This window comes from Phycisphaerales bacterium (assembly GCA_016716475.1).
Classification (GTDB): domain Bacteria; phylum Planctomycetota; class Phycisphaerae; order UBA1845; family Fen-1342; genus JADJWG01.
In genome coordinates, this window is sequence record JADJWG010000004.1 from 560,668 (window position 1) to 587,029 (window position 26,362).

The following is a 26,362-nucleotide window of genomic DNA, read 5'->3' on the forward strand; positions in this document are numbered from 1 at the left end:
AGCATGGCGCCACGCGCGCGCATTCTGGTGATCGGCTCGTCCGCGCTCGCGGGAGATGTAACCCGCGCGCTCCCGCGGCATGAGACCGTGCATGCGCCGGCGCCACTGGCGGGCTTGTGGTGTGCCGGGCACACACCCGTTGAAGGGGTCCTGATCGCGCTTGAGGCGGGGCGTGGAGTTCTGCGGGCCGTGCGGGCTTTGCGGGAGATCACTCCGAATCTGCGCATCGTCGTCGCCTGTGATCCGGCTGAAGAACCCCGCGCGCGGGAGGCGCTCCGAGCTGGGGCCGATGACTACATTCTCGCCCCGTTGCGTCCGGAGGACGTGGCCGCCGCCTTTGGCGTTGCCCCGCCGCGTCGCCTGGTGCCACCTGCACCCGCCGTACCCAGTCTGGACGAGCTGGTGGAGCTGGGAGAAGTGCTGCAGCACCTCACAGCCGGGCCACAGGCGACGGCGCAGCGCCTGGTAGCTTTGCTCCGCAAGGCGTTCGGTGCCGTGTGGGCGCAACTCGAACTCGACGACCTGGGTGCGGTGGATGGGCAGGTGGGTGCGGCTGCGCTGCACGAACCCCTGCGACGGCAAGGGGAGGTGCGCGGGGCGCTGCAATTGGGACCGCGCGCCAACGGGACCGCCTACCACACCGCGGATGCTGCACATTTCGGACATTATGCGCGCCTGACCGAGGTGATTTTGGCGCAGGCGGCTGAACAGGAACGGTGGCAGGAACTGGCCTGGCGCGACGACCTGACCGGGCTGCACAATCGCCGCTATTTCGATCGAACGCTCGAAGAACTGCTCGAACGCGCCGGCACGGAGCGGCTGCGCGTGACCGTGGTGCTCTTCGATATCGATGACTTCAAATCGTACAACGATACGCTCGGACATGCCGTTGGCGATACGGTGCTGCGTGAAGTTGCGCAGCTCCTGCTGCGTTGTTCACGCGCGCCGGACGTGGTGGCCCGCTACGGTGGCGACGAGTTCGCGCTGATTTTGTGGGACAGCGCACCGCCCCGGCTGCCCGGCTCACAGCATCCCAGTGCGGCCGTTGCGGTGGCCGAGCGTTTCCGCGATGTGCTGCGCCAGCACGCCTTTGCGTGCCTCGGACCGCATTCCCCCGGGGTGGTGACGATCAGCGGCGGCCTGGCCTGCTACCCGTGGGATGGACAGACCCGCGCGGAACTTGTGGCCGCGGCTGATCGCGCACTGCTGGAAGGGAAGCGCGGCGGCAAGGATCAGATCACGCTCGCAGAGCCGCAGGGGCCCGCTGCCTAGCCGCTCTCCTGGGGGCACGTTTTCCCGCAACCGGAGAGCTTCCGCGCCCGCGCCCGGTTATGGCGGTGGCCTTATACTACCCGTCAGCCGCGCCGGCGCCGGTGACGAATGACCGGCCCGTGGTGGGATTGAGGAGATGCCCGGGATGAAGATCCTGATTGCCGACAAGTTCGAGGATTTCGGGGTGGCAGCATTGCAGGCGCTCGGAGCGGAGGTCGCCTGCGAGCCGGAGCTCAAGGATGCGACACTGGTGGCGCGACTCGCCGCCTTCGGCCCGGAAGTGCTGATCGTGCGCTCGACCAAAGTGACGCACGCGCATCTCTCTGCCGCTCCGCAACTCAAGCTCGTCATCCGGGCGGGTTCGGGGTTTGACACCATTGATGTCGCGGCGGCGACTGAACAGGGCATCAAAGTGGCGAACTGCCCGGGGATGAATGCCGTGGCGGTGGCCGAACTGGTCATCGGGTTGCTGATCGCCCTGGATCGCCGCATTCCTGACAACAACACCGACCTGCACGCACACCGTTGGAACAAGAAAGAGTACAGCCGGGCGCGCGGCCTGAAAGGCAGCACGCTGGGCATCCTCGGCTGCGGGCGCATCGGATCCGAAGTAGCGCGGCGTGCGCTCGCGTTTGAAATGAACATCCTCTATTACGATGTCGTACCCGAGCTGCGGCCCGTGGACCATCCGGCCGTACAGCCGGCGAGCGTGGAAGAGATCTTTCGGCGCGCCGATTTCCTGACGATGCATGTGCCCGGCACTGGCGACACGCAGCACCTCGTCAATTCCGAGCGGCTCGCGCTGATGCAGCCGCATGCGGTGCTGGTGAACACGAGCCGCGCCTCGGTCGTCGATGAATCGGCGCTCATCACGGCGCTGCGTGCCGGCCGGTTGCGTGCAGCCGCCGTGGATGTCTATGAGAACGAGCCGACGGCCGAAGCGCGGGAGATCCACTCTCCGCTCGCCGATGTACCGAATCTCTACGGCACCCATCACATTGGGGCATCGACCGAGCAGGCGCAGCGCGCCGTCGCCGAGGAGACGGTGCGGATCGTGCGTGCGTACCGTGAGAGTGGCACCGTACTGAATTGCGTCAACCCGTGACCCGGAGGCAGTCCGTGGGGAACTGCAAGCGGCGCGCGGGCGTGGTGTGCGCGCGTGGGCTGGCAGCGGTGTACCTTGTGCAGGGTCAGCGCGCCGCTGTCACACGTACGCAGGGGCGCGCCACTGGCCATTCCGGACAGTTCTGTCGGGTCAAAGCAGAGCGCTTTTGACCGGTCTGTTACGCGACTTGTCCGCGGGTCGGTCACACTGGAACGGTTCATCCAGCGCGCTTGATCGCATGTTGTCTTGTTCCGCTTTCGGGACAGGGCTACAATCGCCAAGCCGAACACACCGTGCGTCCTCGGCCCCGCGAACCCGTCGCTGCGTGAGGAGTCCACGTGCCGCGCGAAGCCGTCAAAATCACGCAACGCGTCGAGTCGCTTGCGATTCTCGCTGCGGATGGGACCGTGGATGCTGCGCTCGAGCCCGACATCAGTGATGTTGACCTGCGCCGCCTTTACAAGACCATGCTCACCTCGCGTCGTATGGATGAGCGCTGTCTCATGCTCCAGCGTCAAGGGCGCATGGGGACTTATGGTCCCAGCAAGGGACAGGAGGCGGCCTCGCTCGGTGTCGCTTACGCGCTCGACCCCGACGACTGGTTCGTGCCGGCTTTCCGCGAACCCGCCGGTATGCTTTGGCGTGGCTGGCCCATGCACTCCTGGATGCTCTACTGGGGCGGCCACGAAGCCGGCAATGAAGTACCGGCCGGTGTGCGGGACCTCCCCGTTTGCGTCCCGATCGCCTCGCAGTGCCTGCACGGCATGGGCATCGCGTGGGGCTGCAAGCTCCGCGGCGCAGGCCGTGTCTGCGTGACTTTCTGCGGTGACGGCGCCACGTCCGAAGGTGATTTTCACGAAGCGCTCAACTTCGCCGGGGTCTACAACCTGCCGCTGATCACCGTCGTGCAGAATAACCACTGGGCGATCTCGATTCCGCGCAGTCAGCAGACCGCCTCACCCACCATCGCGCAGAAGGCCGTCGCCTACGGCTTCGATGCCCTCTACATCGACGGTAACGACCTGCTCGCCGTGATCGTCGCCACGCGCGAGGCCGTCACCAAGGCCCGCACCGGCGGTGGCCCCACGCTGATTGAGGCCGTAACCTACCGCCTCAGTGTGCATACCACCGCCGATGATCCCAAGCGCTACCGCCTGGACGAGGAGGTGCAGTGCTGGGAGCCGCGCGATCCGCTGACGCGCTTCCGCACCTATCTCCTCCACAAGGGTGTGCTCACCCCCAAGGCCGAGAAGCTCATCGAGGAGGAGATCGTCGCCGAGTTGGACGAGGCCACGCGCATCTACGAGGAGCACGGCGCGGACCCGCTTGCTTTCTTCGACTTCATGTTCGCCGAGTTGACGCCCGAGCTCGCCGCCCAGAAAGCCGAACTCCGGGCGTACCTTGCGTCTCGCAATACCCCCGCCGCGCCGCGCGACTTGTCGCGCGTCTGACCGCGGCCGCTTTCCGAGGTGGCCCCGATGCCCCAGCGCACCATGGTGCAGGCCCTCAATCTCGCGTTACTCGAAGCCATGCGCGAGAATCCCGACGTGCTGGTCCTCGGCCAGGATGTGGGGCAGGACGGCGGCGTCTTCCGTGTGACCGACGGTCTCCTCAAGGAATTCGGCCCCAACCGCTGCATGGATACACCGCTCGCGGAGTCGGCCATCATCGGTGGCGGCATCGGCCTTGCCTTTGCCGGTTTCAAACCGATTTGTGAACTGCAGTTCGACGGCTTTTCCTTCCAGGCCTTTCACCAGGTCGAGAATCACCTGCGCCGCTACCGCAGCCGCACCCGCGGCCGCCTGGTGTGCCCCCTCGTGGTGCGCATGCCCTATGGCGGTGGAATCCGCGCCATCGAACATCACAGCGAGGCCCCCGAAGCCACGTATGCACACCTCGCCGGTTTGAAGGTCGTCATCGCTTCGGGTCCGCGCAACGCGCGCGCGCTGCTGCGGGCAGCCATCCTCGATCCCGATCCGGTCATCTTCTTCGAACCCAAGGCGGTCTACCGGGCCTTTCGGGAGGAGGTGCCCGAAGTCCCCGAATCGATGCCCATCGGCCGCGCCGTCGTGGCCCGGCCGGGGCGCGATGTCACGATCGTGACGTACGGCGCCATGGTCCGCGTGGTGCTGGAAGCGACCGAGACGCTGGCGGAAGAGCACGAGATCGACGCCGAGGTGATCGACCTCCTGAGTGTTGCCCCGCTCGACAGCGATACGGTGAACAACTCGGTCAAGCGGACCGGTCGCGCTGTGGTGGTGCACGAGGCGCCGCGGCACTGCGGCGTCGGTGGTGAGATTATCGCCCGCATCGTCGAAGACAGCTTGATGTACCTGCAAGCACCGATCCGCCGTGTCACCGGCTTTGACACGATCATACCGTACTTCGCGAACGAGCTGACTTACCTGCCGGACGCCGGTCGCGTGGTCCAGGCCACCGTGGAGACCGTCCGTTTCTGAGCCGCCGCCGGCCTGGGCGGCTAGTCGCGCAGGGTGCGCCCCGTTAATTTCAGGAACACGCTTTCGAGATCGGGCCGGTAGACCCGGAACCGGCGCAGTTTGCCGGCCCGCTGCAACTCCCCGAGCGTTGCGACCGGGTCGTCCGTCTCGATGCGCTGCTCGCCCTCGGCCGTTTCGGCCAGCACGAAGTCAGCCCCGCAGTGCTGCGCGATCAGTGCCGACACGGTGTCGAGTGCGAGTAGCCGGCCATGGTCCACAATCGCCACACGGTCGCACACCCGCTGCGCCTCTTCCATGTAGTGGGTCGTATAGATCACGGTGCAGCCGTCCGCCCGCAGCGCGAGGATGTTTTCGAGGATGGCGTTCCGAGACTGGGGATCGACACCCACCGTCGGCTCATCGCAGATCAGGAGTGCCGGCCGGTGCACGATGGCCGCGGCCAGGTTCAGCCGCCGCTTCATCCCGCCGGAGTATTTGCGCACCTGGTCGCTGCGCCGCTCGTACAACTCGACGAAATCCAAGGCCTGGTGCACGCGCTCGGCCAGCATCCGCCCGCGGAGTCCGTAGAGCTCGCCGAAGAATGCGAGGTTCTGCTCACCCGTCAGTTCCTCGTAGAGCGCGAGCGATTGCGGTGCCACACCCAGCCGGGCCCGCACCGCCGGGACCGTCGGCGCTCCGTAGCCGACCAGTTCAACCCGCCCCGCGTCGGGAGCCAGCAGCCCGATTCCCATGTTGACCGTCGTCGTCTTGCCCGCCCCGTTCGGGCCCAGCAGGCCGAAAATCTCGCCCGGCTGAATTTCCAGCGAAAGGTCATCGACGGCCACGAGGGTGCCGAAGGTCTTGCGAACGTGTTCGAGTCGCAGCATGGCGCGGTTCCGCGGTGGCCGCGGCGAGTGGTGCGTGAAACACTCCGCCCACGGCCACGGCACAGGTTCGGCCGACCGATATACCCGCGCTGTGCGTTACCGTCCACCAATCGGCGCAGTGCCCGCCCACCAGGCCAGCGTCCTATCCAGGGCTTGGCCTCAGTGAATACCCGGCGGTCTGCCGACCACTTCAGGGTGTCCCGGTCTACTCGCCCGCGCTCAATTCGACCCGGTTCTGCTTCGCCAGGTGTCCCATTCGCATCAGAACGTGGTACTTCAGGTCGCGTTTCTCCCCCGCCGCGATCACCGTCGAGAATTGCACCGTGCGGTAGTCTTGCAGTGTCGGAGCCAGACTGCTGCTGAAGCTGACATCGCCGTCGAACGCCCGCCGGATTTCGACTTCGACGGGCTTGTTGCGGTAGTTGCGGATACGGTCGGCGAAGAGTCGGTGCTCCTGCCAGCCGGCCAACGTATCCCGCACCTCGATCCTGTGCCCTTCCTCCGGGCTGTAGTACAAGTCGAAGCCCTGGCGCTTGAACCAGAACTTGTCACGCCAGGTCCGCAACCGGACCAGCTCGTGGAGCACTTCCGGATCGGCGCCGGTGTTGAGCACGATCTCCTGTCCGATCGGGATGTACGGCGTCGAAACCTGCATGACGAACGACAGCGTGCTGTCCGTGTTCTCACGGAAGACCCGCACGATCCCATCCGGCAACGGGGTCGTGCCGAGCTTGCTCTTCTCGTCGTTGCGCAGCAGGAAGATGCGGGCGAGATAGTCCCCGTACTCCTGCGGGCGGTAGCGGTACTTGATCGCGAATGGGACCTGAGTCGCGTCGAAGGACACGATCCGCTTGGCCCAGCCGTTCGGAACAGTCTCCGTGCCTTCGATCGTGTAGAGGAAGTACTCCGACAGACCTTCCTTCACGATCTCCTTGCGCTCGCGGGCCTCGTCGGCCCGTCCCAGGGCATCTACAACCACTCCGATGCGAATCTGCCTCCCACCACCCAGAAGCTCGGTCATCGGCCTACTGGCCGCATCCGCATCCATCCAAGAAATGATCCCCCGCCGCGCCAACTCCGCGATCTTCTCGACGAGGTTGATCGTCCCCACCACGAGCCGGATCTCCGCGTCCGCGTAATCCTCGCCGGAGTGGTTGCGGATCGTCACGTAGCTCTCGACGCGCATCCGCTCCTCGGCCGCGTCCGTGATCAGCACGTAGTCGGCGTTCCACGAGATGCCGCTCGTGAAGTAGCTGATCTCGACCTCCGCGTCGCCGTCGAACGCGCTCCGCACGTTCCAGTAGAGCATCTGCGGCTTGTCGTGCGGGAAAACCGTATCGACCAGCTCGAGTGCATCCGCGTGCGTGCGGAAGCGCAGCTCGACGCTGCTCGGGTCGATCAGCGTGTTCGCCCACGAGAATTGCAGCGGGTTCATCCCCGGCTTGAACGTCACCCGCCGGGTCTCACGCACCAGCGTCAGGTCTTCGCTGTTGTAGATCGTGAGCTGCACCGTGTCCCGCGGCGGGATCGTCGAAAGGTCGATGTTGCTCGTCTGCCCGAGAACGCTGGCAACGAGGGAGAGTGCCAGACTGGCCGCCGTGGGTGTCCGCATCCACACAGATGTCATCACTGAAATCCCTTTGCTATTGCCATTCCATCGCACGTGCTACTCCTCGGCGCTCAATTCGACCCGGTTCTGCTTCGCCAGGTATCCCATTCGCATCAGAACGTGGTACTGCAGGTCGCGTTTCTCCCCCGCTGCGATCGCCGTCGAGAACTGCACCGTGCGGTAGTCGTGCAGCTTGGGCTCCAGCCCGCTGATGAAGGTCACATCGCCATCGAACACACGCCGGATTTCGACTTCGACGGGCTTGTTGCGGTAGTTGCGGATACGGTCGGCGAAGAGGCGGTGCTCCTGCCAGCCGGCCACCGTGTCCCGCACCTCGATCCTGTGCCCCTCCTCCGGGCTGTAGTACACGTCGATTCCGTGCCGCTTGAACCAGAACCTGTCGCGCCACGTCCGCAGCCGGATCAGCTCGTGGATTACTTCCGGGTCGACGCCCGTGTTCAGCACGATTTCCTGCCCGATCGGGATGTAGGGTGTCGAGACCTGCACGACGAACGAGAGCGTACCGTCCGCGTTCTCGCGAAAGACCCGCACGATTCCGTCCGGGAGCGGCGTCGTGCCGAGCTTGCTCTTCTCGTCGTTGCGCAGCAGGAAGATGCGGGCGAGGTAGTCGCCGTATTCCTGCGGGCGATAGCGGTACTTGATCGCGAATGGGACCTGAGTCGCGTCGAAGGACACGATCCGCTTTGCCCAGCCGTTCGGCACCGTCTCCGTGCCTTCGATCGTGTAGAGGAAGTACTCCGACAGACCTTCCTTCACGATCTCCTTGCGCTCCGCGGCTGCGTCGGCCAGTCCGAGGGCATCGATCACCACTGCGCCGCGAATCTGCCTGGCGCGCTCTTCTGTCGCCCTCTCTCGTCCGAGTACCATGTGGCGCTCGGTCTCGGTAATCATCCCCCGCCGCGCCAACTCCGCGATCTTCTCGACGAGGTTGATCGTCCCCACCACGAGCCGGATCTCCGCGTCCGCGTAATCCTCGCCGGAGTGGTTGCGGATCGTCACGTAGCTCTCGACGCGCATCCGCTCCTCGGCCGCGTCCGTGATGAGCACGTAGTCGGCGCTCCACGAGATGCCGCTCGTGAAGTAGCTGATCTCGACCTCCGCGTCGCCGTCGAACGCGCTCCGCACGTTCCAGTAGAGCATCTGCGGCTTGTCGTGCGGGAAAACCGTATCGACCAGCTCGAGTGCATCCGCGTGCGTGCGGAAGCGCAGCTCGACGCTGCTCGGGTCGATCAGCGTGTTCGCCCACGAGAATTGCAGCGGGTTCATCCCCGGCTTGAACGTCACCCGCCGGGTCTCACGCACCAGCGTCAGGTCTTCGCTGTTGTAGATCGTGAGCTGCACCGTGTCCCGCGGCGGGATCGTCGAAAGGTCGATGTTGCTCGTCTGCGCCGCGGCCGATGCCAGCAGGAAGAGCGCCACGGGGACCGCAACCGGCCGCATATCGAATCGCATCATGGAACCGTTCCTCCTTACCACTCGTTCAACAGCCGGATGTGGACCTTATGCGTCACCTTCTGCGCCGCTTCGTTCCCCTCACGCGCCGGCAGTGGCAGGCGGAACGCGACGCGATCCGCGGTGGTCTTGTCCTCGTGGCGCAGGTCGTTGACCGTGCCATCCGGACCGAGTTCCCACTCGGCCTCGCGGTCGGTGCCGAGACCGATCTCGCGCCGCAGCGCGGACACGGTCTCCACGAGGTCGAGCGTCACCGGCGAATCCTTGAAGTTCTCGATCTCATACTGCACCACCACGTCATAATGATGCAGATTCCCCGCGACCCGCTGCGCCTCGCGCCGCGCGATCGTCCGCTTGACGACCACGTCCTTTGCGACGCCCAGGTACAGCCGCAGCTCGTCGTCGCGTGGCGTGAAGTTCGCCCAGTCCTCGCCGAGGAATGCCCGCCCCCCGCGTCCATCATCCTGGAACAGCCGCGCCTTCCCGCGCGGCAACGGGCTCTGACCGAGCCCCCCGGCATCCGTGTTATGCAGCACGTAGTGCATTGGCACGAGGAGCTGCTGAAGCGCCGGGTCGAGCATGCCGAACGCTGCCAGGTCGGCCGTGTAGGCCTTCTCGATCGCCACGCCGTCGTACCGCGCCGCCAGCACCTGGCGCGTCTCGGCCCGGTCGATCGGCCGCTCGAACCGCTCGCCGTAGCCCGTCCACATACCGGCGAAACCGAAGGCCTCGTTGGCCTGGTTGTGCAGGTCGATGTACTGCCGCAGCGTGAGTGTCTGCTCGTCGCCGGCCGCCTCCGCCCGGTAGGCGTACGACTTGGCGAGCCCGTGGATCGGGTAGGTGATCCGCACGCGCGCCGACGTCGCCTCCGGTGCGTAGACCGCCCACCGCAGCGACGCCTCGTTCGGCGGGTACGCCACCGAGAGCACCTTGATGTGGTCCGGATCGGTCAGGCAGCGGAATTGGATCGCCTCTGCGTCGACACTCGTGTTCGTCCATGCGAACACGACCTCGTTCAAGCCGGCCGATAGCGGCACGATCCGCTCCTCTTCGACTAGCGTGACATTCATGTGATCAAGTTGCACAACCACCCGCTCGCGCACTGGCAGGGTGATCAGCTTCACACCTCCGGCCGCCCAAGGTACGAAGGCGCCGCCCACGGCCCCGAGCAGGGCCAGCGCGCCGAGAAACGGGACTTGGTTGCGCACGGGATTCTCCTATTACGAGTCCTGAGGCGCCGATCTTCCGGCGGGATCTGCCGCAGCGCCGTGATACCGCCTTAGTCGCTCGCCCAGCCGAAAAGTTCCCACGGAATGTCGAAGTTTGTCGGCGCGGTCCGCCGGAAAAGGGTTATCAGGGGGGCCTGCCGGTTATCTCCGCAACCCACAGGAAGCCGGTGGCGGCGTTCCAGCGCTGCGACTTTTCCACCGCTCAGGCCCCCGGCGACCGTGCCGCCCGATTCACCAACCACACTCCCAGCAACACGCACGCTCCACCCGCCAGCGCCGTCGGCAACACCGGTTCTCCCAGCAGCCACAGCGAGACCGCCAGCGTCGAGAAGGGCTCCAGGTAGAGCAGTGCCGCCAGCCGGGTCGGTCCGTACACATGCGACGCCGCGAACCAAAGGTAGTAGGCCATCCCGCTGCACACGAACCCGAGGAAAGCCAGTGCGACCCACACCTGCGTCGGGAGGGGCCACACTACGCAGATCCCCGTCCACGGCACGAGCGCCAGCGACAGGCCCGCGGCCAGCAGCAGCGACCACGCCGTCACGCGCAGCGCCCCGCTGCGTGCGATGGCACCGCGACCAGCCAGCGTGTACGCCGTCCACGTCAGGCACGCGGTGAGTTGCAGCGCATCGCCGAAGCGCGCCTGGGCGAAGTCCGGCGGCTTCTGCACTACGATCAGAAGCACGCCCAGCGCCCCCAGCGCTACGCCCGCCCAGCCGCCCGACGCGAGCCGCTGCTGTCCGAGCCAGTGGGCGCCCAGTGCGATCGTCACCGGAAAGAAACCGATGATCCAGCCCGTGTTGATGGCTGTCGTGTACAGCAGTCCGACCGCTTGAAGCAGCATGTGCGCCGCCAGCACCACCCCCAGAAATGCGACGGTCGGCACGTCGGCCCGCGGCAGCGCCAACCGTTCGCGCCGTACCAGCAGCAGCAGCCCCAGCAGGCCGGCCCCCGCCAGTAGTCGCAGCACCACGATGCCGTTCGGTGTCACCGCCTCCAGTGCGATCCGGGTACCAACGAACGAGGCGCCCCACACGACGATGGCGAACAGTCCGCGCAGAGAAACCGTGTGCAGCATGGTGCGCATCCGATTCGAGGGCTACGGTGTGCCGGGCATCCTACCCGATCCGCCGTCGCATCCACCCCGCGCGGTGCCCCCATCGCCCTAACGCGGAGGCAGGCAGCGGTGGACCTCATCCTCCCAGGTGCCGGCGATCGTTTCGCCATACTCCGTGCGGCCACCCGTGGCCTGCGGCCCGGTGAGGTGTGGGTGGTAGGTGCGATCGGGGGTCAGGAGTTCGGGAAGGGCGAAATCGGTGCGAACAAAGTGGAAGGCGACGGCGGCGCGGTCGCGGTCGGTGTGGTTGCCGAGAGTGCAATGCGGGACGCCGTAAAGGAAGAACACCGCGCTGCCGGCCGGCACTTCCATCGCGACGGCCCGCTCCTCTGGTGGATAGCAGCGGATGTGATGATCGCTGAAGGGATCGCGAGAGTGCGGTAGGGCCTCGCGGAAGCGGCCGGGGAGCACGTGCAAGGTGCCGTTCGCCACGGTTGCATCGTCGATGGCGACCCACATGGCCGTACCCTTGGTCGGGTCGGAGATCCCGAAGTAGGCGTTGTCCTGGTGCCAATTGGTGCCGGTGCCGTCACCGCCCGGCTTCAGGAAAATCTGATCGAGCTGGAGCAGGTACGGGTCCCCAATGAGCGCGGTGACAGCGGCCTGCACGCGGGGATGGAAAGGCAGCGCGCGGAAAAGCCGACTGTGCATGTACATGTGGCAGAGCTGCAGATTCCGTTGCTTCGCGGGTGTTCGCCCGTCACCGGCTGTCGCGACATTCCGTAGCAGTCCGCCCGCCATGAAGCGTTGGACCTCGGCCTGCATGGCGGCGGTTTCGCGCGGCGTGAAGAAACCTGGTACGGCGACGTACCCGTCGCACAGGAAGGCCGCAAGTTGCTCGGCTGACAGACTCATGCGAAGACACTCGACATCATCCGTGGGGGGATCTCGTGGTGCGAGTGGCAGCCGCGGTGTTGATTCCATTAGCGGGTGCGGCTGCCGCTGAGACCCGGAGTTGACGTGGCCGTGTGGTTAAAACGTAGCGCGCCGCAAGAGGTGCGCACCACGAGGTCGCAGGCCAGCATGACATCGCGCGCCGGTCGCCCGGGTGCGGCCAGCCGGCTCAGCATGGTCTCCATGGCAGCCGCGCCGATTTCCCGCGTCGGCTGGTGCATGGTCGTCAGCGGAACGGGCAGCGTTGCGGCCGCGGGCAGATCATCGAAACCGACGATACGTACTTCATCCGGAACGCGCACCCCTTGCATCGCGAGATGATGCATGAGTGTTCGGGCAAGGTCATCGTTGAGGCAAACATAGGCATCGGCGTGAGCGCCGCAGAGCAGCTTGGAAGCAGCGACCGGGTCGCCCGGGGGCGTCCAGTGGTGGATCCAGTCTGGGCCGGGTGCGAGGTCGTGCGCGCGGAGTGCGTCGTGGTAGCCGGCCAGGCGGGCGGTGCTGGTGCTGACGGGCAGCGGCAATGTAACGAAGTCGATCCGCCGGCAACCGTGCTTGAGCAGGTGGGCGGTCAGGATGTAGCCGTTACGGCGGTTGTCCACGCCGACCAGGTCGTAAGGGCTGCGACGGGGATAATCCATGATATCGCGGTCCAAAAGGACCACGGCAATCCCCGCGGCTACGAGGCGTTCAACGATCAGTTCGTTCACGTGCATCTGCTCGGTGGGCAGAATATGCGGGACGAAGAAGACGCCCGAGACGTCGTGTGTCGTGAAGCGCTCGCACCAGGACTCGATGCTGGCTGGGTGGTCGAAGCTGTGCCGAGGGAGCGTGCCGCCGAAGAGGATTCCGAACCCGTTCTCCTCGGCGCGGTGCACGATTTCGGTGCAGACGGCGGCCATGATGCCGCCTTCGCTGGGCGGAATGGTGAGGCCGAGGAGGGCCGCCGCCGAGCGGCGGGGTGTGCGGACGAACGTGCCGACTCCGCGGCGGCGTGTGAGCAGCCCCTTTTGTTCGAGATCGCGGAGTGCCCGGGCGATCGTAGGGCGGGATACACCGTAGGTGCCCATCAATTCGGATTCGGTTGGGATCCGCTCACCGGGGGCGTACTGCCCGTGGACGATCGCCTGGTAGATGCGATCATAAATCTGGCGATGTTTCGTATTTTCGCGTGCGGCCACGGTAACAACCCAAGCTGCTCATCGGCGTGTGTGCCAAACAACCCTTTTTTACGTGGGCGGCGTCACTTTGTCAATAAATAGTCATTACAAATATGGATACGATGTCATGTGTCTGGAGCAAACAGGTACCCACAAGCACTTACAAATAGGACTATTGTGGATCGGTAAAGACGCTTGGGGGCACTAGAAAGGACTAGGGTTGGATGAAGGTCGGTGCCGATAAGATAAATGTGATAATACGTTTACGTGTCGTTTGGAGACGAAGGTCGGATGCCGGGGGTGTCACGGTCGGGAATCTCGGCCGATTTCAATTGACACCCATGATGTAAGTACTTATTCTGAGCACATAGGTACTTACCCACACGTCTTTTATTATGGGATAGGACCAATGGACCAGAAGCAATGTCAACGGACCCGGCGCGGTTTCACACTGATTGAACTGCTCGTCGTGGTTGCCATCATCGCCTTGCTCATCTCCATTCTTCTTCCCGCTCTTGGACAAGCTCGCAAGCAGGCCCGGGTGGTGAAGTGTGGTGCACAACTGCACGACATCGGCATCAGTCTGAACGCGTACAACAACGAGTTCCGCCGTTTCCCGCATCAGAACTCGGTGGGTACGGCGGGGCAGACGCGCTCGCAGCGCGAGGGTTACGGCTTTTGGTCCTTCACGGTGCACCAGGAGATCGCGCGGCATATGGGCGGATTGGCGCTCAATGAAGATGCGACTGAGGCGACCCGCACGCACCCGGTGTTTTACTGCCCGTTCGCGCTGCCGAACCAGATCGACTTCGCGAACGTGCTCTCCGGCCCGGGGACGCCCAACGGGATCGGCAACACCGAAGAGGTGTACCTGCACATCAGCTACGCGTACATGGGCGCGCTGCACGAAGTCGCAAACGATCCGGCCAACTATACGGATGTGAACCCGAGCACCGACCCGCTGCTGCGCGACCAGATTCTGAAGAAGCGGCGGGAGTATGTGCGTAAAGAGCCGGATGCGCGCTACGTGCTCATGGCAGACATGGTCAGCGGTTGGTTCGGCGGGGCGAAGTGGCGTGTGAACCACGGCACCGGCTGGCGGACGTCGATCATGGATCAGATTCCTCCGGTGGTGGAAACCTCGAACGTGCTGTTTGGCGATGGGCACGTGGAGCAAAAGCGTTCGTCGCACTACCGCGAACTGACGGGCACCCGAAATATCACCGAGATTCGCCGGAACGCAACGCTGCGCGCCGGGATCGACCTGTTGTGGTGGTAAGCTCAGAGGAAGATAGCGACATGGATCGCGTTCAGCGCGTGGTTGCTGTAACTCTAGTCGCATTATCGTTTTCGGTGGTATTGCACGCGCAGGTGACCCGCGACTTCGAGTGGTCGCAGTTCAATCTCGACACGCCGACCGACATCGGCGAGATCCTGGTGTGGTCGGAAAACGACGGGCGGCATGTTCGCGTGTTCCAGCACTACGACGAGTACGTGTCCTATGGCGACTCGACCGAAGCGCTGACCCCGCTGACGCTCGGTGTGACCAAAGGTATCTTCGGCGCAGCTACGAACCCGGGGCTGCACGCGTCCAGCTTAACGCACCTGTGCGACAGCCAGGGCGGAGCGCGCGCTACCGGCGTCTCGAAGATCCGCTTCGTGTTCTACGCGGTGGGAATATTGAATAGCGCAGGCAGTAGGTAATTTACATTCTCAGGGGGCTGGTGCGCTGCCGGGGCGGCAGCATGCCACTATGGTTATTTCGGCAGGATGTTGGGAGTGTGGCATACCGTGAACTGTCTGTGGGTTGGCGACCGCAGTACTTCATTGCCAGTCGCCCGTCTCCGGCTCAACCTGCAGCGAACCACGCTAGCCCACCGCGTGCCCTGCGGCTACACTGCTACGGCACTGTCCGTATTGCTCCTCACCGCCTTAGCCACACCCGGGAGTTGTGTGCGTGTTCCGACGCCTAGGTGACATGGTCGACAGCTTTCCGCCGGGGCGCGTCCCGCTACTGCTGCTGATCCTGGCGTTCATCTCCGGGACGACCATCCTCGCGCGGAGTGTGTGGGACCGCGGCGCGGCGTTGAACGTCTGGACCTTCACGCACATTTCCGCGCAGGAATTCTCGGCCCGTCTGCCCGAGCATCCGCGCGCTGCCGAAATCCGCTTGCAGAACCTCGGTACCGCAATGTTCGACCGGCTGGCGCTGGCACTGATGACGCGTACGGAGTTGCCCGATCTCGTGGAGATCGAGCAGGGTTACGTCGGGCGCTTCATGCGCGGACCGGTGGAGCACATCCCCTTCGTTGATCTGACCGAGCGCCTGCATGCCGAGGGCTGGTACGACCAGTGCGTGCCGGCGCGCTTCGCGCGCTACAGCGTCGGTGGGCGGGTCTTCGGCTTGCCGCACGACCTGCACCCGATGGTACTGGTCTACCGGCCGGATGTCCTCGCCGAGCTTGGAGCGGTGCCGGAGGACCTGTCGACCTGGGCCGGATTTCGGGACGTGGCCCAGCGGTTCTATCGGCCGGGCCGACCGGGCACGCAGGAGTGGCGGCGCGGGCTCGGCCTGCACACCACGGAGGGGTACGACTTTCTGGTGCTGCTTTGGCAGCGCGGTGGAAACCTCTTCGATGCGGACGGCACGGTGACTCTCGATGATGGCATCGCACTTGATACACTGCGGTTCTACGTCGATCTGTTTCGCGCCGATCCACCCGTCGCCGGGCCGAAGCTCAGTGGTCTGACCGAGGACTTCGCCGCGCTGGCGCGTGGACAGTTCCTGGTGTATGCAGCGCCGGATTGGATGCTGGCGGCCATGCAGAGCGACATGGGGTCGCTGCTGGCCGGCAAGGTCCAATGTCTGCCACTGCCGGCGTGGGCGCCGGGCGGTCGGCGGACGAGCACCGTCGGTGGCACGGCGCTGTTCATCCCGCAGGGCACCCGTGATCCGGAAGCGGCCTGGGAATTGGCGAAATTTCTCTATCTGGACCGCACCGCCCTCATCCAGCGCTTCCGCACACAGACGATCGTGCCGCCGCTACGGACGGCTTTTCGTGACCCGGCCTTTGCGGAGCCCGTCGCCTTCTTTCAGGATCAGCAGGTTGGCCTGCTGCTCACCGAACTGGCGGACGAGGTGCCGGCGGTCCAGGGCTCTCCCTACATGCCGGAGGCATACAAACTGCTGGATATCGCGATCGCCGAGGTGCTGAGTGGCCGCGCCACGCCGGAGGCAGCGTTGCGGAGTGCGGCCGAGCAGTTGCGCGCGACCATGGCCCGTGATACGCGGGCGCTCGAGGCGGTGTCCGTGCCGCCCCCCCAGGTGGGTTCATGAACGGGGCGCGCTGGTCGCAGCGCGCGGCGCCGTTCTTTTTCCTTGCGCCGTTCGGGCTGGTGTTCCTGGTCTTCACCGTGTATCCGCTGGCACACTCGGTCGTGCTCTCCCTGCGGCAGACAGTGGGTACCGGTGTCGATGTCTACATCGGCCCACGCAACTATGGCGAGCTCCTTCGCGACGGCGTCTTCTGGGGCGCGCTGGGCCGCACTGTTTACTTCGCCGCGCTGTCCGTGTTGATCCAGTTACCGATCGCCCTCGGGCTCGCGCTGCTCGTGCATGGCAAGGGGGTCCCGCTGCGGGCGATCTTCCGCACCACCTTCTTCCTGCCGGTGCTGGTGGGTGCGGTTTTCATCGGCGTCGCCTTTAAGCGCATTTACGGTGTGCAGGATGGTGTCATCAATGCTCTCCTGGTTACGCTGGGTTTCACGGCGATCGACTGGCTGCGCGATCCGGCCTTCGTCATGAACACGCTGGTGTTCACCGGTGTTTGGATGTTTGCCGGATTCAACATGGTCTACTTCCTTGCCGGGCTGCAAGGCATCCCGACCGAGTTGTACGAAGCCGCCACGGTCGATGGCGCCAACGTCTGGCAGCGCTTCTGCCACGTTACGATTCCCGGCATCTGGCCGATCGCAGCGTTTCTGATCACCGCCTCGACCATTGGTTCCTTCGGCCTGTTTGATCTGCCCTGGGTCCTGACGGATCGCGGCGGTCCCGGCCGGGCCAGCACGACGCTCATGGTCTACCTATATGAGCGCGGTTTCCTGGCTGGGGATCTCGGCTATGCGGCCGCCATGGGCTGGATGATCACGGTGATCCTCCTGGTGATCGCACTTGCGCAGTTGAAGTTGTCCCGGGCGTGGCAGGAGTAGCGGCGATGCGACGTTCGGGTAGTGAGGCCGACGCGCTGGAGTACGCATGGGAGGAGACCATCTCATGACCGGGGCGTGGACCAGACCGGCCGGCCCGCCGACGGCGTGGCTTGGACACGTGGTGAAGATTGCGCTGCTCCTCGTGGTGAGCGTGTTCACGCTGGTCCCTTTCCTGTGGCTGCTCTCGGGTTCGTTCCAGACCCAGGCGGAGATCCAGCAGTCGCCGGCCCTGCGGCAGCTCTGGCCGGTGCCGGAGCGGCCGACGCTGGCCCACTATCGCTTCCTCTTCGCGAACGTGCCGTTCCTGCTGTACTTCGCGAACACGGTGTACGTCGCGAGCATGGCGGCGCTCGTCACGACGCTCGTGAGCGCCATGGGCGGCTACGCGCTCGCCAAGTACGAATTCCGCGGGCGCGGCGTCATGACGGTGATCGTGCTGGGCACGATGCTGCTGCCGCCCGTGGTTCTACTCGCACCGTTGTTCCAACTCGTGCAGATGTTGCGGTTGATCGACACCTTCTGGGCGCTCATTTTGCCGGGTGCGGCCAGTGGTTTCGGCGTGCTGATCATGCGGCAGTACTTCGCGAATGTGCCGGGCGCGCTGCTCGACGCCGGACGGCTGGACGGGGCGGGCGAGTTCCGCATCTTCTGGTCGCTGGTGCTGCCGCTGGTGCGGCCGATCCTCAGCGCGCTGCTGATCTTCACGTTCCTCGGCGCGTGGAACGCGTACCTCTGGCCGATGATCGTGCTGCGGGATGAACGCAACTACCTGCTGACGGTGGCGGTGACGAACGTGGTGGCGTCGATTCACCAGCAGGAATACGGCGTGATGCTGGGTGGTACGGTGATCAGCATCGCTCCGATCATCCTGCTTTTCTTGGTGCTCCAGCGCGAATTCATCCACGGAATCACGCTCGGCGCCGTCAAGCAGTGAGCCGGTCGCGGAGCGGTCCCGAGGGGACCCCGGCGCGGTGACCTTGCGCGGGGACAATGAGTGGGGCGTGCGCCGAGGGGGGCATCACAACGTGTGTCCATGCACTCCGCTTGACCGTTATTGGGGCGCGGTGCCCGCGCGCAGGGTGGCTTTCAGCCGGGCGAAGAAGGTCGGGGCGGCGACGACCTCGATGCGCGGGTCCTGCCTGCGCAGCTCGTCGACCACGGCCGCGTACCAGGATGGGCTCCGCAGGATGCAGCGCATCCAGTGGAAACGCAGGCCGCGTCTGCGACGGTCGGCGACGTGGCGGGCGATGCTGGCGGCCGCAGCGTCGGGCTTGGCGTCGGTGATGTCGGGTCCGAAGCGCAGCACGGGCATCTCGCCGTGCAGAAACAGCTCAGTGGTGGTCTTCTGCGGTACGATCCCGCCGGGACTGAAGCGCGCGTACGCATCCAATACGGCGGGCGGCATGGGGGGTGCGTGACCGTCGATGATGAACCCGGTGATCGCCAAGTTCCAGCGGCGGTAGAGCGGCGTGCAGTGGCGTACCCAGGCGTCGACACCGTCGGGCAGGTCGGACAGCGGGCGCGGGGCGGCGAGCATCGAAGGGTTGAGGTAGCCGGCGCCGTTGTCTGCTGCGATGAAGGCGTCGCCTGGGGCGCGCGTCTTCCACAAGTGCGCCAGGATGTGCGGCACGCGGCGCTCCAGCACCGGGCTGAGCGCCCACGACAGGGGCACCGCCCCGCGCTGCGGGTCCTCCCACAGGTCCGGCATGCGCTGGTACACCCACGCTGCCGCGTCGTAATCCCCCACGTAAAACATCAGCAGGTCGCGCTCATCAGCCGCCAGCGGCGCCGCTTCCGCCATGCTCGGCACGGCAAACTGTGGATAGGACTCCGCCAGCGGGTAATGCGCATAGAACGAGGCGTTCGCCAGCGCTCCGTGCCCGAGGGCATCCGCGTCGATGAACCCGTTGTAGGCGGACGCGACACGCACCAGTTCCCATTCGGTGTCGACACCCCCCCGCCCGCCGCCAGCGCCGGCTTCGCTCGTGTACTTGTACGCCCAGGGTGTGAACCCGCCGATGTGCGTGATGCCTCCACGGTTGCGGGCATGCAGGGTTGCGAGAATCCGCCGGAACATCGCCAGGTCGGCGCCCGGCGGCTGGTCGGGCTCGTCGACCGGTTGCTCGTCTCCCCAGCAGTGCAGGTCGCAGAAATACGCTCGCCGCGCCACGAAGTAATCGTGGTTCGTCAGGGTGTGATGGTTGCCTGGCCCGCGGAACGCCGCCCGCATCCAGTAAGCATCGATGTAGTAGGCGAGGAACGCCGGGTCACAGCGGCCGCTCGCGACGAATTCCTCCAACGCCCACGCGTACGCGCCGCACTTCAGCGAACCGGCCAGCCCGGCCGCCTCCGCCGCGCGCCGGTAGGCAGGCCGCATGGTCTCCGCCGTGAGATCCAGCTTCACCGGCAGCCGCGGGCCACCGGCCACCAACTGGTTGTACACGCTGCCCCGCGCTGGGTCGTGTCGCACGGCGATCAGGTTCAGCACACCGGCCGCGGTCGATGCCACGTTGCTCGCCGCCGGGATAACATCGTCGTACAGCACGACCCCCTCACAGTCCGTCCGGAAGCGGTCCATGAGCGCCGCGAGGTCTGCGACCGGCGTAATTTCTGTACCGGCCAACCAGGGGTCGGTGCGCCGCAAGTGATCGAGCCACCAGTCGTCGATATTGCGGTCGGAGTGCGCGACGAACCGCACATACAGGCGCGGTGCTAAGCGATTGACGATGCCTTGCAGCGTGGCGACGGCATGGCACTCATCCCAGGCCCGGGCCGCTCCCGCGCAGAGGCGCAGGTCGTGTTTCAAGGTGGGAGTCAGGTCGTACTGCACGATGTCGCGGGGTGCTTGGGGCATGGCGGCGCATTCTACCGCGTGTCTGGCATGGTGGGGGTGAGACTCGACGGACACCCTGTGCCTGCCAGTGCCCAGGACCCGCTTGACGCCGATGTCGCGAGCCCGCACGATCACGATTCAGGACGCTGTGCAGCGCGCCCCAAGGTGGTTTTCGCATGACTGGACGAGAGCGCATCGTCGCGGCCCTCACCGGCCGCACACCCGATCGCATTCCGCGCGCCTACACCGCCGTGCCGGGCTTCGAGCAGACCTGGCCCGGCGCGCTCGCCGCGCTCGAAGCTGAATATCCCCAGGATGTGGCTCCCTGTGGCTACCAGCTCCCCACCGGCGCCGTGCAGGGAGATCCCTACGCCGTCGGACTCTACATCGACGAATGGGGTTGCCCGTTTGAGAACGTCCACCCGGGGATCATCGGGCAGGTGAAGCACGCCCCCATCCGTACGTACGCCGATCTGGCCACATTCCGCCCGCCGATGCACCTCATTGGTGCGGGTCTGGAAGGTGTCGCCCGGACCTGTGAATCGACCACCGGCTTCACCCTCAGCCCGCTGCCGGTGCAGCCGTTCGAGCGGCTCCAGTTCCTCCGCGGGACGGAGAATCTGCTGCGCGACCTCGCAAAACAGCCCGCCGGGCTGCTGAAGCTGCGCGACCTCGTGCACGAGTTCTTCCTCGCCTGGATCGAGTGCTGGTGCCGCACACCCGTGGACGCGATCTTTCTTGCCGACGACTGGGGCTCGCAGACATCGCTGCTGATTTCTCCGAAACTGTGGCGTGCGTTCTTCAAACCGCTGTACGCCGAGTACATCGCGCTGGCCCGCGCGGCCGGCAAGTTCGTCTACATGCACTCCGACGGCTGCATCCGCGCCATTCTGCCGGACCTCGTCGAGCTGGGTCTGCACGCGGTGAACGCGCAAGTCACCTGCATGGACCTGGCCGAGCTGGGGGCGAGCTTCCGCGGCCGCCTCACCTTCTGGGGCCAGATGGACCGCCAGCAGATGTTGTGCTTTGGCACGGAGGCGGAAGCCCGCCAGGCCGTGCGCGACTTCCATCGCCACCTTGCGGCCCCGAACGGCAGCGGCATCGTGGCGCAGATGCACATCGAACCCAGTGCCCGCCCGGAGAACATCCGCGCCGTCCTCGACGAGTTCGCACGGCTCGATCTACGGTAAGCCCGGGGCGGCGCGGTGGCCGACCGCACAGGTCTGTCTTACCATGCTCTGCGCGCGGTCGTGATCATGTCCGGGTGCGAGAGGAGACCGGTCTTGCAGTTGCTCAACGGGGTCGACTGGACGATCATCGTCGTCTATCTCGCAGTCCTGCTCGTCATGGGGGCGGTGCTCAGCCGGCGCGCTTCCGCCAGTCTGGATGACTACTTTCTCGGCGGCCGAAAGCTGCCGTGGTGGCTGCTCGGCATGTCTGGCATGGCTTCCATGCTCGATATGGCCGGCACGATGCTGATCGTATCGTTTCTCTACATGCTCGGACCGCGCGGTTTCTTCATCGAGTTCCGCGGCGGGGCGGTGCTGATCCTCGCGGCGATCCTGCTGTGGGCGGGCAAGTGGAATCGGCGTTCGGGCTGCATGACCGGCGCGGAGTGGATGATCTTTCGTTTCGGCGAGGGCGTCGCCGGGCACTTCGCTCGCATCGTAACGGCCATCGCGGTCGCGGTGGGTCTGGTCGGGGCACTGGCCTACCTGACCAAGGGTGCGGGACTCTTTCTGGCGCTCTTCCTGCCGTTCAGTCCACAGGTCTGTGCCATGCTGCTGATCGGCGTGGCCACGATCTACACGCTCGCCTCGGGCTTCTACGGGGTGGTGTACACCGACTTCGTGCAGTCCTTCGTGATCCTGATCGCCGTGGTGTCGATCTCCGTAATGGCCTTCGTCGCGGTCGGCGGCTACGACGGCACGCTCGACGAGCTGGCACACAGCGTGACCGGTGTGCAGAACTGGACCAGCGCAACGCCGGGGGTGTATGTCCCGATGCCACCCGGTTACGGTGACTACAGCCCGTTGCTGCTGTTCGCGCTGATCTACCTGCTCAAGAACGTGGTGCAGGGTGCCGGCATGGGGCAGGATCCGCGCTACTTCGGCGCCCGCGACGAGCGCTCCTGCGGCACACAGACCTTCTTCGGGCTGACGCTGATGATGTTCCGTTGGCCGATGATGATGGGTTTTGCCGTGCTCGGCCTGTTCCTCGTACACGACCGCTTCCCGGAGCGTAGCGTCGTGGCCGAGGTGGCCGGCACGATCCGCGCGCATCCGGAGTTCGTTGCCCGGCACGGCCAGTCCGGGGGCACACCCGGAGAGGAGGCGGCCGCCCGCAGCCGCTGGGAGGATGCCCTTGCCCGGATCGTGCATCACCCGGAGCAATACCCCGAGCTTACGACTTATCTCGCGGGGGACACGGCGCTGGGCACGGAGTGGGCCGCGAAACTAAGTCTGTTGAGCTATCATGGCACGATCAATCCCGAGCGCATCCTGCCGGCCGTGATTCTATTTGACATACCCATCGGTCTGCGCGGCCTGCTGCTGGTCGCGCTGCTCGCGGCCGTCATGTCGACCTTCGATACGAGCGTGAACAGCGCGGCTGCCTATGTGACGCGCGATCTGTACCAGCGTTACTGGCGGCCAGGCGCGCGGCAGTGGGAGTTGCTGAGCGTCACGTACACGTACATCCTGATCGTGGTGGTACTGGGTTTCGTACTGGGGTACGGCACGACGAGCATCAACGACATCTGGGTTTGGATCACGATGGGGCTTGGTGCCGGCTTGCTTGTGCCGAGTCTGCTCAAGTACTACTGGTGGCGCTTCAATGCCGAAGGCGTTGTGCTGGGAACGCTTTTCGGCATGGGCGGTGCGTTGGCGGACAAGATCTCGCGCGACTTTTTCCCCGCGAATGGGCTGCACACCTGGGTGGAGGCAATCTTCCGCCTCCAGATTCCATCCGCGTGGCCGGCATTGTTTGACCCGCTGCGGTGGCTGAACACGGCTTTCCTCGCGGACGTGCCGGGCGAGCTGGTGGGTTTCGTCTATCTCACAACGGTCGGCACCGTCGGCGCGCTCCTCGGCACCTTCCTCTGGCCGCCGACACCGCGGGTGGAGCTGGAGCGCTTCTACCGGATGACGCGCCCCTTCGGGTGGTGGCGGCCCTTGCGACAGTCACTTTCGGCCGAAGCACGGGCAGCGATGACGCAAGAACACCGAAACGACCTGCTGGCGCTGCCGTTTGTGGTGACCTTCCACATCACCCTGTTCCTGTTGCCAATGCTGGCGATCATCCACAGTTGGAGCATGTTCCGTGGAACGTTGGTCGTGTTCGCGGCGGCGGGCCTTGGGGTGTACTGGTTCTGGTACCGAAATCTGCCGCCGGCTTCGGCCGGTGTGCTGGACGATCCGGACAAACTGGTGGCCCTGGCGCGGCGTCAGAAGCAGCGCTGATGTGCCCGGCGGCAATCACGTCGCCGGCCCGCACTGCCCCGCGGGTGGTACGGGCCGGCGCACGTTGCGGTGCGCGGCGCACTAAGCGCGGCGGCGCGGAACGAGCAGCGCCACGCCGAGCATGAAGGCCGCGCAGGTCGCGGGCTCGGGGATGTACACGAGACCGAGGAGGTTGCCGGAGCCCGTTGAGCCGATCAGGTTGGCGGCCCCGGTGCCAAGGTCGATCGTATACAGGTTGTCCGTCGTATTGTCGATGAGGTAGAGCTGACCATCATCCCAGTTATAAGCCAGCCCGTTCGGGTTCGTCGGCCCGTTCAGTGTCCCGATGAACTGCACTGTGCCGTCACCGCGGTTCATCCGGTAGAAGCTGTCCGTGCCGCTGTTGGTGGCGTACATCACGTTCGTGGCGGAGTGATAGCCGAGGTTCGTGAACGAACTCAGCCCGGAGGTGCCGATGAGCACGGCGGCGCCTGAAGCGGGGTTGATGCGATAGAGCCCATTGTTGTGTGACGAGACGCCGTACAGCGTGTTGGTGCTGTCGTCGTACTCGAGGCCATGCATGACCACGGCCGCATCCCCGTAGAAGCCGACCAGGGTGGCGACCCCCGTTTCGATGTCGAGCGTGTAGAGCGAATCGTTCCCGGTGGATGTCAGGTAGACGGTATTGTTGACACGGTCATAGGCCAGGCCGGCCGTGGTGCTCGCATTCGCGCTGACCTGCACGAGGAAGGTTTTTTCACCGGTCGCCATGTTGATTTCGTACAGATTGCGGCTGCTTTCGACGGCGAGCAGCCGGCCCTGTGCCATGGTGATCGACGCGGTGGTGCCCGCGAGAGCGAGGATTCCGAGTAGACAGTGCGTGCGCTGCATGGCGATTTCTCCTCCTTGGATGTGAAAGTCCGGCTGCGCCGGCGTGCGAGATACGGCCCGAAATGAAGCAGGTTGCAGCTTAACGAACACGCGCGGGGGATGCAACGGTGGGCCGCGGGCGCAGCACCCAACGGCAAGTACCGATAATCCGGGCGTGCTGGAAATCCAAGACGTGCCCGGCCTTCGAGCGCAGCGCGAGCACGCCGGGATCCTCTCCCGATTTACGGCTTACACCCAGCCGCGATCCTTGCAGGCCTGGGCAACGCGGGCGATGGCGATTTCGTAGGCGGCGTCGCGCATGTAGAGCTTGCGCTTGCGGGCGCGCTCGCTGACGGCGATGAAGGCGGAGGTCATCATCACGTCCAGCTTGCCGAGCACTTCGTCCTTCTCCCAGAAGTAGTTCATGTTGCTCTGCACCTGCTCGAGGTAGCTGCAGGTGACGCCGCCGGCGTTGGCGAGGAAATCGGGAATGACGAAGATCCCGCGTTCCTGCAAGACGTGATCGGCCTCGGGGGTAGTCGGACCGTTGGCACCCTCGGCCACAAGGCGGACGCGCTTCGAGATGCGGCCGACGTTGTCGCCGGTGACGGAGTTTTCGAGCGCGGCGGGGATGAGCAGGTCGACATCCTGCTCGATCCAGGCGTCGCCGGGGAGGCGCTCGTAGCCGAGTTGCACGGCCTTGTCCTTCTGGATCGTGCCGAAGCGGTCGGTGATGCGGCGGAGCTCTTGAAGATCGATGCCGCTCTTGCGGAGGTAGGTGTAGGCGGTCTGGTCGGCCTCGTCCCAGCACGAGACGCACAGGACCGTGCCGCCGAGTTGCTGGTAAAGTTCGATCGCGTACTGGGCCACATTGCCGAAGCCCTGCACCGCGGCGCGGGTCTCAACGGCGTTGGCGCCGAGCTCCTTGAGCGCCTCGCGCACCGTGAAGATCACGCCGAAGCCGGTGGCCTCGGTCCGGCCGAGCGAGCCGCCCATGCCGACGGGTTTACCGGTGATGAAGCCGGGATACTTGCCGCCGTGGATGTGCTCAAACTCGTCCAGCATCCAGAGCATGTGCTGCGAGTTGGTCATGACGTCGGGGGCGGGCACGTCCTGCACTGGCCCGACGTTGCGGGCCACCTGGCGAACCCAGGCACGACAGAGCTGCTCCTGCTCACGTTGCGAAAGACTATGAGGCGAGCAGATCACGCCGCCCTTGCTGCCGCCCAAGGGAATGTTCACCACCGCGCATTTCCATGTCATCCACATGGCGAGGGCGCGTACCGTGTCCACCGTCTCCTGGGGGTGGAACCGCACCCCACCCTTGCCGGGGCCGCGGGCGTCATTGTGCTGTACACGGAAGCCGCGGAACACCTTGAATGTGCCGTCGTCCATGCGGATCGGCAGACTGAAGTGGTATTCGCGCATCGGCTGACGCAGCAGCTCTTTGGCCGCCTCATCCAACCCAAGGGTGTTGGCCACCTTATCGAATTGGGTCTGGGCCATCTGGAAGGCGTTGAACGGCTTGTGACTCATGAGGACTCCCTTTCCCGTGCGGGTGGTCTGCGGCGTTCCGCGTCGTGCCGGCGCGCCACGGCCTCCCACGTTCGGGGACAGAGGATTAGCTCGGGTTCGGAGGAGGCGGAAGAGTCTGGCGAACGGGCTGACATGCGCGACGAATGCTCCCACGCCGCAATTGGTTGACTGCCACCGCGAAATTACCCGATACCGGACCCCTTTGTCAATTGAGCGGCGCACCCGCAGGTGTGTCCGGCGGTGCGGACCGTATAATCGGTCCCAGGTGAACCAGCAGACCGCGGCCA

21 protein-coding genes are annotated in these 26,362 nt (G+C 65.3%); 11 read left to right on the forward strand and 10 right to left on the reverse strand.

Annotated elements, in window-relative coordinates; genetic code table 11:
* Positions 1 to 3 precede the first annotated feature (3 nt).
* The 4 genes from IPM18_16365 (at position 4) to IPM18_16380 (ending at position 4,836) form a co-directional block, all read left to right on the forward strand.
* Positions 4 to 1,272, forward strand: a complete 1,269-nt coding sequence (locus IPM18_16365) for a diguanylate cyclase (protein ID MBK9121156.1) — start codon at positions 4 to 6, stop codon at positions 1,270 to 1,272.
* A 145-nt stretch (positions 1,273 to 1,417) separates the two neighbouring features.
* On the forward strand, positions 1,418 to 2,377 hold the full coding sequence (locus IPM18_16370) for a hydroxyacid dehydrogenase (protein ID MBK9121157.1): 960 nt from the start codon (positions 1,418 to 1,420) through the stop codon (positions 2,375 to 2,377).
* Between the two features lie 338 nt (positions 2,378 to 2,715).
* Entirely contained in the window at positions 2,716 to 3,828 is a 1,113-nt protein-coding gene (gene pdhA, locus IPM18_16375) for a pyruvate dehydrogenase (acetyl-transferring) E1 component subunit alpha (GenBank protein ID MBK9121158.1), read from the forward strand.
* A gap of 27 nt (positions 3,829 to 3,855) precedes the next feature.
* A complete protein-coding gene (locus IPM18_16380) occupies positions 3,856 to 4,836 on the forward strand; it encodes an alpha-ketoacid dehydrogenase subunit beta (GenBank protein ID MBK9121159.1) in 981 nt (326 codons plus the stop codon).
* Positions 4,837 to 4,856: 20 nt separating this feature from the next.
* On the opposite strand, the gene IPM18_16385 is transcribed toward IPM18_16380, so the two are convergent.
* The 7 genes from IPM18_16385 to IPM18_16415 form a co-directional block, all read right to left on the reverse strand.
* The gene (locus IPM18_16385; protein ID MBK9121160.1) at positions 4,857 to 5,702 is read right to left on the reverse strand and encodes an ABC transporter ATP-binding protein; all 846 of its coding nucleotides are present in this window, start codon (positions 5,700 to 5,702) and stop codon (positions 4,857 to 4,859) included.
* Between the two features lie 205 nt (positions 5,703 to 5,907).
* Positions 5,908 to 7,329: a hypothetical protein gene (locus tag IPM18_16390; GenBank protein MBK9121161.1), complete on the reverse strand. Its 1,422-nt coding sequence runs from the start codon at positions 7,327 to 7,329 to the stop codon at positions 5,908 to 5,910.
* Between the two features lie 39 nt (positions 7,330 to 7,368).
* Positions 7,369 to 8,787, reverse strand: coding sequence for a hypothetical protein (locus IPM18_16395; protein ID MBK9121162.1), 1,419 nt, complete (start codon positions 8,785 to 8,787; stop codon positions 7,369 to 7,371).
* Positions 8,788 to 8,801: 14 nt separating this feature from the next.
* The gene (locus IPM18_16400) at positions 8,802 to 9,992 is read right to left on the reverse strand and encodes a hypothetical protein (GenBank protein MBK9121163.1); all 1,191 of its coding nucleotides are present in this window, start codon (positions 9,990 to 9,992) and stop codon (positions 8,802 to 8,804) included.
* Positions 9,993 to 10,215: 223 nt separating this feature from the next.
* Positions 10,216 to 11,091, reverse strand: coding sequence for a DMT family transporter (locus tag IPM18_16405; GenBank protein MBK9121164.1), 876 nt, complete (start codon positions 11,089 to 11,091; stop codon positions 10,216 to 10,218).
* 87 nt (positions 11,092 to 11,178) lie between these two features.
* A complete protein-coding gene (locus IPM18_16410) occupies positions 11,179 to 11,985 on the reverse strand; it encodes a phytanoyl-CoA dioxygenase family protein (protein ID MBK9121165.1) in 807 nt (268 codons plus the stop codon).
* Positions 11,986 to 12,053: 68 nt separating this feature from the next.
* Positions 12,054 to 13,205, reverse strand: a complete 1,152-nt coding sequence (locus IPM18_16415; protein MBK9121166.1) for a GntR family transcriptional regulator — start codon at positions 13,203 to 13,205, stop codon at positions 12,054 to 12,056.
* 388 nt (positions 13,206 to 13,593) lie between these two features.
* Here IPM18_16415 and IPM18_16420 point away from each other — a divergent pair, with 388 nt between their 5' ends.
* The 5 genes from IPM18_16420 to IPM18_16440 all read left to right on the forward strand — a co-directional run bounded on the left by IPM18_16420 (position 13,594) and on the right by IPM18_16440 (position 18,330).
* Positions 13,594 to 14,463 (forward strand): prepilin-type N-terminal cleavage/methylation domain-containing protein, encoded by an 870-nt coding sequence (locus IPM18_16420; protein ID MBK9121167.1) that lies wholly within the window; start codon positions 13,594 to 13,596, stop codon positions 14,461 to 14,463.
* Between the two features lie 20 nt (positions 14,464 to 14,483).
* Positions 14,484 to 14,888 (forward strand): hypothetical protein, encoded by a 405-nt coding sequence (locus IPM18_16425; GenBank protein MBK9121168.1) that lies wholly within the window; start codon positions 14,484 to 14,486, stop codon positions 14,886 to 14,888.
* A gap of 253 nt (positions 14,889 to 15,141) precedes the next feature.
* Positions 15,142 to 16,521, forward strand: coding sequence for an extracellular solute-binding protein (locus IPM18_16430; GenBank protein MBK9121169.1), 1,380 nt, complete (start codon positions 15,142 to 15,144; stop codon positions 16,519 to 16,521).
* Positions 16,518 to 17,396, forward strand: coding sequence for a sugar ABC transporter permease (locus IPM18_16435; protein MBK9121170.1), 879 nt, complete (start codon positions 16,518 to 16,520; stop codon positions 17,394 to 17,396). The genes IPM18_16430 and IPM18_16435 overlap by 4 nt, the downstream gene beginning before the upstream one ends.
* A gap of 64 nt (positions 17,397 to 17,460) precedes the next feature.
* Positions 17,461 to 18,330, forward strand: coding sequence for a carbohydrate ABC transporter permease (locus tag IPM18_16440; GenBank protein ID MBK9121171.1), 870 nt, complete (start codon positions 17,461 to 17,463; stop codon positions 18,328 to 18,330).
* A 117-nt stretch (positions 18,331 to 18,447) separates the two neighbouring features.
* Here IPM18_16440 and IPM18_16445 read toward each other — a convergent pair whose 3' ends face one another.
* A complete protein-coding gene (locus IPM18_16445; protein ID MBK9121172.1) occupies positions 18,448 to 20,250 on the reverse strand; it encodes a hypothetical protein in 1,803 nt (600 codons plus the stop codon).
* Between the two features lie 155 nt (positions 20,251 to 20,405).
* On the opposite strand from IPM18_16445, the gene IPM18_16450 reads away from it, so the two are divergent.
* Together IPM18_16450 and IPM18_16455 are read left to right on the forward strand one after the other, a co-directional pair.
* Positions 20,406 to 21,419, forward strand: coding sequence for a methyltransferase (locus IPM18_16450; protein ID MBK9121173.1), 1,014 nt, complete (start codon positions 20,406 to 20,408; stop codon positions 21,417 to 21,419).
* Positions 21,420 to 21,485: 66 nt separating this feature from the next.
* The gene (locus IPM18_16455) at positions 21,486 to 23,690 is read left to right on the forward strand and encodes a sodium:solute symporter (protein ID MBK9121174.1); all 2,205 of its coding nucleotides are present in this window, start codon (positions 21,486 to 21,488) and stop codon (positions 23,688 to 23,690) included.
* 81 nt (positions 23,691 to 23,771) lie between these two features.
* On the opposite strand, the gene IPM18_16460 is transcribed toward IPM18_16455, so the two are convergent.
* Both IPM18_16460 and IPM18_16465 read right to left on the reverse strand, forming a co-directional pair.
* Complete coding sequence (locus IPM18_16460) at positions 23,772 to 24,560, reverse strand: hypothetical protein (GenBank protein MBK9121175.1); 789 nt, start codon at positions 24,558 to 24,560, stop codon at positions 23,772 to 23,774.
* A 228-nt stretch (positions 24,561 to 24,788) separates the two neighbouring features.
* Positions 24,789 to 26,075, reverse strand: a complete 1,287-nt coding sequence (locus tag IPM18_16465) for a Glu/Leu/Phe/Val dehydrogenase (protein MBK9121176.1) — start codon at positions 26,073 to 26,075, stop codon at positions 24,789 to 24,791.
* Positions 26,076 to 26,362 lie beyond the last annotated feature (287 nt).